Origin of the sequence: Methanobrevibacter sp. (genome assembly GCF_045541095.1) — an archaeon.
Taxonomy (GTDB): domain Archaea; phylum Methanobacteriota; class Methanobacteria; order Methanobacteriales; family Methanobacteriaceae; genus Methanocatella.
This window is the reverse complement of the sequence record NZ_JAZQIJ010000102.1, coordinates 1-10,133: the sequence shown is the minus strand read 5'-3', so window position 1 is coordinate 10,133 and position 10,133 is coordinate 1. Positions and strand designations below refer to the sequence as shown.

Below are 10,133 nucleotides of genomic sequence, written 5' to 3'. Positions count from 1 at the left end.
ACATTGTTAATTTAAATATTTTCATGATAATTATTAAATTTTTTAACAGGCCTTTGTTCATTATTTTAAGAAATTTTAACTTTTGAATGAGTATTTAACAATTGTCTGAGGGGTTATTCAGTTAAATATTCATTTTAAATAATTTCTTTTTGAGCATTTTTGGGCAGGAATATTTTTTTTTCATTTAATAAAAAATTAGGATTTTTCACAAATCATTCAATTTATATATTCCGAAAATAATATATAAATTAGATTAATATTAATGAGGCATTAATCATGGTTGTTAAAATTAATGAGAACTATCTTAAATTAAAAAGCAGTTATCTTTTTGTAGAGGTTGCAAGAAGAGAATCAGAATTCGCAAAAGCACATCCTGAAGCCGACATCATCAAGATGGGTATTGGGGATGTAACAAAACCATTAGTTCCATCAGTTGTCAAAGCATTTAGGAATGCTGTAGATGAAATGGGAAATGCAGAAACTTTTATGGGATATGGTCCTGAACAAGGTTATGATTTTTTAGCTAAAGCTATTATTGAAAATGATTTTGAGCCATTAGGAATTTCACTTGATTTAAATGAAGTATTTATCAGTGATGGAGCTAAATGTGATACAGGTAACATTCAGGAAATATTCGGAATTGACAACAAAATCGCAGTAACCGATCCTGTTTACACAGTTTACGTTGATACCAATGTAATGGCCGGAAGAACCGGTGAAATGGGTGACGATGGAATGTATGAAGGATTGACCTATTTAAAATGTAATGCTGATAATGGATTTGTTCCAGAACTTCCATCAGAACCAGTAGATATTATTTATCTCTGTTATCCAAATAATCCTACAGGTACAACCCTTACCAAAGACCAATTAAAAGTCTTTGTTGATTATGCTAAAGAAAACAAAGCAATCATCTTATTTGATGCAGCTTATGAAGTATTCATAAATGAAGAAAATGTTCCTCATAGTATTTATGAAATAGAAGGTGCAAAAGAGGTAGCTATTGAATTTAGAAGCTTTTCCAAGACTGCAGGTTTTACCGGAACCCGTTGTGCGTACACAATTGTTCCTAAGGAACTGAAAGGATATGATTCAGAGGGCAATGAAGTAGAAATCAATCCGTTATGGAACAGAAGACAAACCACTAAATTTAACGGAGCATCTTATCCTGTTCAAAGGGCTGCTGAAGCTACATACTCCGCTGAAGGTAAAAAAGAAATTCAAGAAGTTGTTGCATATTATATGGAAAATGCTAAGCTCATCCGTGAAAGCTTAACTGATTTGGGTCTTGAAGTTTATGGTGGAGTTAGCTCCCCTTATATCTGGGTAAAAACTCCAAACAATATGGATTCATGGGACTTCTTTGACATATTGCTCAATGAGGCAAATGTTGTTGGAACTCCAGGTTCCGGATTCGGTCCAAGCGGAGAAGGATATTTAAGACTCACTGCATTCAATACTTTAGAAAATACTAAAGAGGCAATGGATAGAATTTCAAAACTAGAATTTTAGGTGTTAAATTTGAAAGCAAAATTTGAAAAACCTGTACAGATAGAAGAAGGAGACTCATTTAAAGTAGTTTTATCCAAATATGGTGCATTAGCTTTAGATAAACAAGAAAATTTATCAGATTTAATTCAAGACACTGTTGGGGAATTGGATATCGAAAAGGAAATTATTTCATTTGATGATATTGAATTGCCTGTTCAAATTTTAGGTTTTTACACAGAAGAACATAAACAGTGGGCATGGGCTTGGGATAATGAAGACATATTTGGAGGCAATTTAATCAAATCTGCCATTCAAATGAAGGCAATAGGTGAAGAATTTGATATACCTGAATTCAAATCCCCTATGCTTAATGCAAATTTCGATGACTGTCATACTTTAGCGATGATGTCAATTGCCATTTTGGGAATGGACGGTTATTATGCTGTATCTGAAGGGGATATCGATATATTTGTAGCTATTGAATCTGATTTAATTGAAGAAAACAATTCCGTTCAAAAATTCAGAAATATATTTGCAACATTCCAAAGAAATTTCAAAATATATCCTAAAATTGCATTTGAATCATATACAAAGCTTAAAGGTTACATCCACAAACCTCATGATGATTTTGCTGTAGCTAAGTTAGGTGAAAGCAGAATTATCGTCGGATTTACTGAAAGGGGCAATGTAACTCATATTCAAATGTTGCTGGAAGAAGATTAATGATATTATGAATCAGGATTTAGTTGAAGAAATTGAATACATGATAGATTTGCTGACTAAATCCGGCTTTTTTAATTTAGATGAAATCATTGAAATATTGGAGGATCAGTTCATTGAAGAAGAAATTGATTTTTCCCAATATGACATTTCTTTGAATGATTTTGATAATCTTAATTTTAATAGGCTGGAAAGGGTTTTCACTAATCTTAAAAGCAAAGATATCATTGGAATTCACAACTGTGGTTTTGATATTGAAGAAGGTGTTGCAGATACATTTGAACTTTATGTTCATTTGATAAATAATAAATTCAAACCAATTGGCTTTTGCTTTTACACGTTTGAGGATGTTGAGGAAGCCATAATTGACGATAAACTAAAAATCACCTTTGGTGATTTTGAAAATGATGAAAGCAAAGCATTGGGAATTGGCGAAACTGTTCGTGATGCTTTGGAAAGTGAAGGCTTCTCCATAATCTGGGATGGTACAGTTAACAACCAAATAGAAATTAATCCATTTAAATGGGACAAATCATATGATGAAGAAAAAGATTATGAGATTGAAGGAGCATATGATTGTTTTACAGGCAAATAGGTGTTTAAATGAATGTTCGATCACTTAAATTAATTCGTGATGTAATAATTAATTCCGGAAAGATTACTTCTATAGAAATTGCTCAGGATTCAATATATATTGAATTCAAGGATGTGGAGCTCGGTGTTCCTAAGGAAAGTGAAGATTTTCCTTTGACTGTCCGTTTTGCAGTTGATTCATTCATCACTGCATTTTACAATAATATTTGGGATATTGATTTTTTGGCAAAATACGATTTTAAAAACCAGCTCCTGAGTGAAGAGGTTTACTTGGATGTGGTTGATGTAAGATTTATTGATTTTGAATACCTCAATAAGTTTTTCTATAACTTCAAAAAGGAAAAGACAATTTCTGTGGTAGATGATTTCAGCATCCACAATATCAGAAACGACTTCTTCATGCTTATTGAAACAAAAGAAATAGCTATTGCTGTCGGTGGGGATCAGATGGATTTCTTCACCAAATACGAAAAGCTTGATGATGCTTCACTTAGGGAATTGTCTAATGAATGGATGCTTTATTTCCTGAAATATCACCTTAAAAGGAACCTGATTAAAAATCCTATGTGTGAAAATCATCCATTAAACCCTAAAAAATAATTATTTTAAAAAAATTAGTTAATAGATATTTTTTAATAATATCTATCTATTCTTATTTTAATGTTGATTTTGCCCGGTGATGTAATTGTAGGCATTCTTCACGCCGGAAACAAAACCGTTATACTCCAGATTGTGAATATTATCTATGTCATCATAGACTCTGTTGTCAATTTCTTTTATGAAAGTGGAGTTTTCATAGTCTAGAGTTGTGAAGTAATGTACCTGGATTGTATAGTTAGTATCCTCTTTGGAAAATACGTAGTTAACTCCAATATGATTCCAAACTTCCTCATTGTCCCTTGAAGGATTTGAGAAATATTGTTTTGAAATAGGAATTCCTGATTGGGTTATGTTCTCATTTTTTAAGACTTTATAATTCCCGTTTTCCATTGCCTTGAATTTGGCTTGTGAGACGGATGTGATGTGGTCTTCAGGCCAGTCATCCCAATAATCAATAAATACATATCCATTTGTTAATCCGGAAGGAGTTTTAGTTTGGTTTGTCAGTTTCAGGTCTTGTGTCTTGTTCCATCCCTGTGGAATATCTGTCAAACTGTGTCCGAACTCAACGGAATTGTTCCCTGACTGGAAACTTAGAAAGGTATTTATTCCATTGATGTTCACTGCAATAAACACGATAATCACTATAACGATGCAAACATGGTATATGTCTTTTTTTCTCATGAATCTTTTCCTCCCTTATGAACTGTCTTATCCCATTTTCTTTCTTTTCTTGTCATCATGGTGTACATTGTCAAGAAAAACAATGGAATTAAGTGGAAACAATAAATATAATACTTCACCATGTCCTTGATGAATTCAACCGGACCTAGCTTGTCTCTTAAAAGTGAAAGTATGATTCCTGGGAAAAATGCAATTGCGGACAATATCCCCACGATTATTGGAGCTTCCATCCTTATAAGGGTCACATTTTGGAAAAAGAACCAAGATATTGCATTTAAGAGTGTAATTACAAATCCGAAAAAGATCAGCAGGTTGAAACTATAGAATGAAATATGTTCTATGACATTGAATTTTTTAAGTAATGAAAGTTTTGATCTTATAATCTGAGGAAGGTATACGAACAATGTCTCAAAGTTTCCTATTGCCCATCTGGTCCTTTGTCTGAAAAATGGTCTCCATGAAGTAATTGCTTCCTGATAAATTGCACAATCTCCGCAGTAACGGATTTTCCCACCATTTAGAATTATTTTAATCGCTAAATTCAAATCTTCAGTTACAGCAAAACCATCCCATTTTCCGCATTCGATAATTGCTTGTTTTTTAACGAATTGCCCATTTCCACCTAAAAATCCGGTAAATTTGAGATTGTCTTTTGCAATTAATGTGTTACCGAATGTTGTAAACTCAACATGCTGCATACGGGCCAAAAAGTTTTCATTTTTGTTAAACATTTTAACCCTTGACTGCACACCATCTATGTCTTCGTCCAGATATGGGATTATGATTTGTAAAAAGTCAGGTTTGACTTGTGTATCAGCATCAAAAACACCGATTATGTCTCCTCTGGATAGTGTCAGTGCATCATTTAAAACGAAACCCTTACCTTTTCCTGAACGTGGAGGGTGTCTTGTAACAATCTTGAGTTGAGGATAATCTTTTTTTAAGCCTGCTAATATTTTCCCAGTACTGTCAGTAGAACCGTCGTTAACAACGATTAGTTCGTATTGAGGCGCACCGTCAACATGATAATCAAGTCCGCAAACGCTTCTAACTGTCTGTTCGATTGTAAATTCTTCGTTGTGTGCTGGAATAAATATGCTTACAAAAGGAAGTGTTTCAAGTGGTTTAACTCCAGCCTGTTTTTTCATGCTGAAAATTGAATTGAAAAGCATTGCGGCTGCAGGGATTAGAATCACCCACTGAAGCCATGTTGCATTTCTTGACAGGACGGCTATTATGATTAATGAAATACTCAAAATCAAAAGTAAACTTGAATCTGACTTTTCTATCAGCAATTCTAGGCTTTTTTCATTTATTCTGCTTTCTGCCTCTTTAACAGTAAGGAGATTTTGTTCATGTTTTTTAATGGCAACTGCCATTTCCCTTTGAAGTTCTTCCTTATCCAAAGGCTGGAGAAGGTATCCGTATGGATTGTTCATCAGCAGGTTATCAATTGTCTCATTGAACAGCTCTCCAACTATGACTATCAGAGGAATATTAAAGAGTTCCAAATCGTCTGTCAGTTGAATCAGGTCAATGCCTTCTATGTCGGCATCTAGGAATATGAGATTTGCTGATAATTCATCCAGCTTTTTAAAAATTTCGTCTTTGTCGGAAGCTGAACCTATATGTTCATAGTCATAGTCTTCAACATATTCCTTGATTTCGGATAATAACTCTTCGTTAGAGCTGATTGAAAATATTCTAGGTTTTCCTTCAATTAGTTGGTATTCAGTCATTTAAAATCAATTATTCTGTAAATCCGCTGGCTTCATTAATTCTCTTTTCTTCTAATTTAGCTCTGTTGATTGTGATTTTAAGAGTTTTGTCTAATTTTGATATGTCATAAGGCTTTGAAACAAATCCGTATGATCCCTTCACATTGGATTTTTCAAAGGTGTCTGTATCTGTGTTTGCGGTAAGGTATATGATTGGAATTCTTAACTCTGAGATTATTTCTGCAGCTTCAATTCCTTCCATGTCTCCTTTTAACTTAATGTCCATTAAAACAACGTCTGGAACGGTTTCTGCAGCTCTGTCAATAGCATCTTGGCCAGTGTCCACTGTATCGACAATTTCATATCCCAAATCTTCTAAACTGTATTTCAAATCTAGTGCAGTAATCGCTTCGTCTTCTACAATTAATATTCTTTCATTCATTTTAAACCTTCCTTTTCAATAAATTTGTTTATTTGTTTTTTTATATAAATTTTAAGTGTCAATTTAGTATATATTTTGAATTGATTAACCTTCAATAGTGTGTTCCATGTTTAATGGGAATGTTAACTTATATCCGGTTCCAATTTCATGTTCATATAATTCTATATGTCCATCAAGCTGTTTTGTTAGATTTTTAATAATCTCACAGCCCAGGTTTTTGGTAATCTTATCTGGATTTTCTATTCCGACTCCATTGTCTTTAAGAGTTAATTCACCGGTTTGGTTATCTAATTTTTTAATTCTCTTGTATATTTTCTTATTAGGCATTGATTTGTCAGGGAATGCATGTTTTATCGCATTCATTGTCAGCTCATCAATTACTAAAAGTAATGGTGTGATAACTTCTATTGTCAGATTCAAATCTCCGTCAACTTCAGAAACAAATTCAATTCCATCTCTTAAACCAATTAAACTTCTTAACTGACTGTCTTGGTCGGTAATGTACTCTTTCAGATTGATGTTTTTAAAGTCAGTGGTATTATAGGTTTTTTCATGCAAAATTGCAAGTGAAGAAAGCCTGGATTGCATATGGTCGATGATTATGTCTGGTTTATCTTTATATGCTCTTTTTTCCAGGTTCAGGAAACTGTTTAACACCTGAAGGTTGTTTTTAACTCTATGGTGAACTTCCTTAATCAGGACTTTTTGATGTTCGTTTGCTTCAATTAATTCCAATTGCTTGGTATACTCTTCGGTGATGTCGGTTAAAAATCCAATACTGTGGATTTCTGTTCCGAATTCAAATCGCTCAATATACATTTCACAGGATTTCTGGTAGTTTTTATCACCATGGGCATTGTATGTGAAATTAACATTAATTTCATCATTCTCACCGTCAATAAATTGTAGCAGTTTGTTTCTCACATCCTCTTCAACAATATTTGCCAACACTTCTCTTGAATGTTTATATTCTGATGGGTCAACTTCAATAATGTTGTAAAAACCTTCTGAAAATTCATATTGCTTAAGGTTTAACGGTTCAATCATCAATGCTAATCTTTTGCTGTTTTTAAAACCTTTTAGCAAGTAATCAACAGGTCTTGTTATCTTTCTGTTAGATTCTGTACTTACATCTTTCATTAAACCGTAACGGCTAATCAGATTTCCATTTTCATCAAATTTAGAATATAAATTTATTTCAATATATTTTAGTGTACCGTCATGGGTTCTGATACGTATGACTGCCTCATAGGAAGTTTGACCGTTATCAAGAATTTGCAGAATTTTTTCAATCAATGGTCTGTCAGTAGGGATTACGAGGTCAAATACGATATTGTAATATTCGTCGTTTTCTTCTCTTCCCCGGTTAATGATATTGTAAATACCTTGGGTCCATGTGTATTTGTCATTGATTTTATAATAGCTTCCGGTTTGGGAGAAATACTCGATTAGATTGGCTTTTTCATCGTATCTGTCTTCATCGGAAGTGGTTAATTTATGTTCGCGATTGGCCCTGTGGTCTGAAACTAAAATGAGTTTTCCCATATCCGAAATAATTGTAACATTTGAAAATCGGGAAAGTTTCTCATGATAGTGATAAAAGAACCTTAATTTAACTTTATTTTGAGTTTTATATACTTCTCTGAGGGGTTCGGCCAACACTTCGAAAAATCCGGGCGATACTTTACTAAGCAAACGCCCGACAACGTCGTCTTGGTGGATATGTCCTCTTACAAGGGCATTTAAACCTAATCTATGAACAATAAAGTCTTCTCCATCATTGTGCGGGATGAAAATATCAATATCATTTGTTATGCTATCTAATGTTTTTTCGAAAGGAAAATTAGGTAAATCAAACTCTTTTGGAGCAGATTGATACAAATCTTCCTCTTTAATGTCGTACATACGTACTTCTAATGTATCTTCTAGTTTTCTGTAAAGTTTTTCAATTCTCATTCTCAACCCCTCCGTTTCCAAGGTGATATTCAAGTGTATGTTCGAAACTTGTTGGGAATGTTATCTTGAATCCGGTTCCAACATCACAATCTAAAAGTTCAATTTTTCCGTTGATTTGTTTTGTTAAACTATTTACAATCTCCCATCCTAAATTGTGGTGGATTAATGCTTCAGGATCTTTTAAACCAACTCCATTATCATATAATATTAATTCACAAATGTACTTATCAATTATATTGATCTTTTTACCTATTTTTTTATTTTTCATGTCCGGGTCTGGGAATGCATGTTTTATTGCATTCATTGTCAGCTCATCAATTACCAAAAGTAGAGGGGTAATGATTTCAATTGTAATGTGTATGTTAGGGTCCACATCTGAAGTAAACTCAATATTTTTTGTACCGAATAATGTTTTGAGGGTTTCGTCTTGGTCCTCCAGGTAATCTTTGAGATTGATGTTGATAAAGTCTTCAGTATTGTATGTTTTTTCATGAAGCAAAGCAAGTGAAGACAGACGTGCTTGCATATTGTCTAAAATACGATTAGGATTATCTCCATATGCTCTTCTTTCAAGGTTTAGGAAACTGTTAAGTACCTGCAGGTTGTTTTTGACCCTGTGATGGACTTCTTTAATTAAAATATTTTTATTTGCATTTGATTTAATCAGCTCTTGTTGTTTTTTACGTACAGCAGTGATGTCTGTTAAAAAACCGATACTGTGTTCTTTATTACCGTATTTGAATTTTTCAATGAACAATTCACAAATTTTTGTATTTTCTTTATCTCCTTTGACATAATATGTAAATATCCTGTTGACTTCATTGAGTTCTCCATTGAGCAGTTGTTTCAATTCGTTTTGCACATCTTTTTCAGCGATGTTATCAAGAATCTTTTCGCAGTGGATGTATTCCTCTTTAGGAACTTCAATCATGTCATAAAATCCTTCACTGAATTCATATCTTTTGCTTAACGGTTCGATAAGAAGTGAAAGTTTTGTATTGTGGTTAAAACCGTTCAGCATGAAATCAACCGGTCTTGTCATGTGCTTGTGTGAATCTACACTGACATCTTTAAACAGTCCGTAATGACTTATTTCCTCACCGTTTTCATCAAATTTGGAATAAAGATAGGTGTCCAAATATTTTATTGTACCTCCAGGTGTTTTGATTCTTATAATATTTTCATAAGTGTCAGTTTCAGGGCTCATGGTTTCAAGCAATTCTTCAACAAGCGGTTTGTCCTCTGGAATCACTAAATCAAAAATAATATTGTAGAAGGCATCTTCGGCCTGTTTTGAACGGTTGATGATGTTATATATTCCGGGAGTCCATGTAAATTCATTTCGTGTTTTATAGTAGCTTCCGGTTTGTGAGAAGTATTCTATCATGTTGGCTTTGTTTTCAATTTCCTCTTCGTGCTGTTCTTCTAGAGTTTTAACTATTTCTGGTGTGTTTTTATAATCGGAAATTGCATATATTTTGCCGTTATCCCGAAGTATATCTACATTTGCCAGTGTTCGAATTTTATCGCTTACATAATGGAAAATTCTCATAACTTTTGGGCATTTTGTCTTAAATACTTCTTTAAATGGTTCTCCAAAAATTTCAAAATAAAATGGCGAAAGTTCACTCAGTTTCCGCCCTTCAACGTCTTTCAAGTTTACATTTGCTCTTTCTAAAAGATTCCAACCTATTCTTTCAATAATAAAATCTTCACCATCGTCAATCGGTAAGAATACGTTAATGTCAGAAGGAATATGCTTCATGACATTGCTGAATGCAACCTTTTCTGGTTTTCTTACTTGAGGTGCATCCTTGTTAAGCAGTTGAACCTTATCAAAATTATAAACTCGTACTTCTTCAATTTTTTCCAATTCCTTATATTGCTTTTCAATATGCATAAGAATTACCTTGAGTTTATTTATATGT

Annotated in this window: 9 protein-coding genes; 4 read left to right on the top strand and 5 right to left on the bottom strand. The window is 33.3% G+C overall.

Annotated features, from left to right (window positions below; all coding sequences use genetic code 11):
• Window positions 1-276: 276 nt before the first annotated feature.
• From ACKI2P_RS04500 to ACKI2P_RS04485, 4 genes are read left to right on the top strand one after another with little or no spacing between them, the layout of a single operon-like run.
• A complete protein-coding gene (locus tag ACKI2P_RS04500; RefSeq protein WP_407375417.1) occupies window positions 277-1,512 on the top strand; it encodes an LL-diaminopimelate aminotransferase in 1,236 nt (411 codons plus the stop codon).
• Window positions 1,513-1,521: 9 nt separating this feature from the next.
• On the top strand, window positions 1,522-2,214 hold the full coding sequence (locus tag ACKI2P_RS04495) for a DUF6882 domain-containing protein (RefSeq protein WP_407375415.1): 693 nt from the start codon (window positions 1,522-1,524) through the stop codon (window positions 2,212-2,214).
• A 7-nt stretch (window positions 2,215-2,221) separates the two neighbouring features.
• Window positions 2,222-2,806, top strand: a complete 585-nt coding sequence (locus tag ACKI2P_RS04490) for a DUF6891 domain-containing protein (protein WP_407375414.1) — start codon at window positions 2,222-2,224, stop codon at window positions 2,804-2,806.
• An 8-nt stretch (window positions 2,807-2,814) separates the two neighbouring features.
• Complete coding sequence (locus tag ACKI2P_RS04485) at window positions 2,815-3,405, top strand: hypothetical protein (RefSeq protein WP_407375412.1); 591 nt, start codon at window positions 2,815-2,817, stop codon at window positions 3,403-3,405.
• Between the two features lie 57 nt (window positions 3,406-3,462).
• Here the strand turns inward: ACKI2P_RS04485 and ACKI2P_RS04480 are convergent, their stop codons facing one another.
• The 5 genes from ACKI2P_RS04480 to ACKI2P_RS04460 form a co-directional block, all read right to left on the bottom strand.
• Window positions 3,463-4,089, bottom strand: a complete 627-nt coding sequence (locus tag ACKI2P_RS04480; RefSeq protein WP_407375410.1) for a hypothetical protein — start codon at window positions 4,087-4,089, stop codon at window positions 3,463-3,465.
• Entirely contained in the window at window positions 4,086-5,828 is a 1,743-nt protein-coding gene (locus tag ACKI2P_RS04475; protein WP_407375409.1) for a glycosyltransferase, read from the bottom strand. Before ACKI2P_RS04475 ends, ACKI2P_RS04480 begins: the two co-directional genes overlap by 4 nt.
• A 10-nt stretch (window positions 5,829-5,838) precedes the next feature.
• The gene (locus ACKI2P_RS04470; protein ID WP_407375407.1) at window positions 5,839-6,249 is read right to left on the bottom strand and encodes a response regulator; all 411 of its coding nucleotides are present in this window, start codon (window positions 6,247-6,249) and stop codon (window positions 5,839-5,841) included.
• An 84-nt stretch (window positions 6,250-6,333) separates the two neighbouring features.
• Entirely contained in the window at window positions 6,334-8,205 is a 1,872-nt protein-coding gene (locus ACKI2P_RS04465; protein ID WP_407375405.1) for a histidine kinase dimerization/phosphoacceptor domain -containing protein, read from the bottom strand.
• Window positions 8,195-10,133, bottom strand: a 1,939-nt coding sequence (locus tag ACKI2P_RS04460; protein ID WP_407375403.1) for a histidine kinase dimerization/phosphoacceptor domain -containing protein, incomplete at its 5' end; no start/stop codon positions are given. The genes ACKI2P_RS04465 and ACKI2P_RS04460, both read right to left, overlap by 11 nt.

Coding starts and splice junctions, on each gene's coding strand:
- ACKI2P_RS04500 (WP_407375417.1), top strand. CDS start 277: ATGGTTGTTAAAATTAATGAGAACTATCTTAAATTAAAAAGCAGTTAT.
- ACKI2P_RS04490 (WP_407375414.1), top strand. CDS start 2,222: ATGAATCAGGATTTAGTTGAAGAAATTGAATACATGATAGATTTGCTG.
- ACKI2P_RS04485 (WP_407375412.1), top strand. CDS start 2,815: ATGAATGTTCGATCACTTAAATTAATTCGTGATGTAATAATTAATTCC.
- ACKI2P_RS04480 (WP_407375410.1), bottom strand. CDS start 4,089: ATGAGAAAAAAAGACATATACCATGTTTGCATCGTTATAGTGATTATC.
- ACKI2P_RS04475 (WP_407375409.1), bottom strand. CDS start 5,828: ATGACTGAATACCAACTAATTGAAGGAAAACCTAGAATATTTTCAATC.
- ACKI2P_RS04470 (WP_407375407.1), bottom strand. CDS start 6,249: ATGAATGAAAGAATATTAATTGTAGAAGACGAAGCGATTACTGCACTA.
- ACKI2P_RS04465 (WP_407375405.1), bottom strand. CDS start 8,205: ATGAGAATTGAAAAACTTTACAGAAAACTAGAAGATACATTAGAAGTA.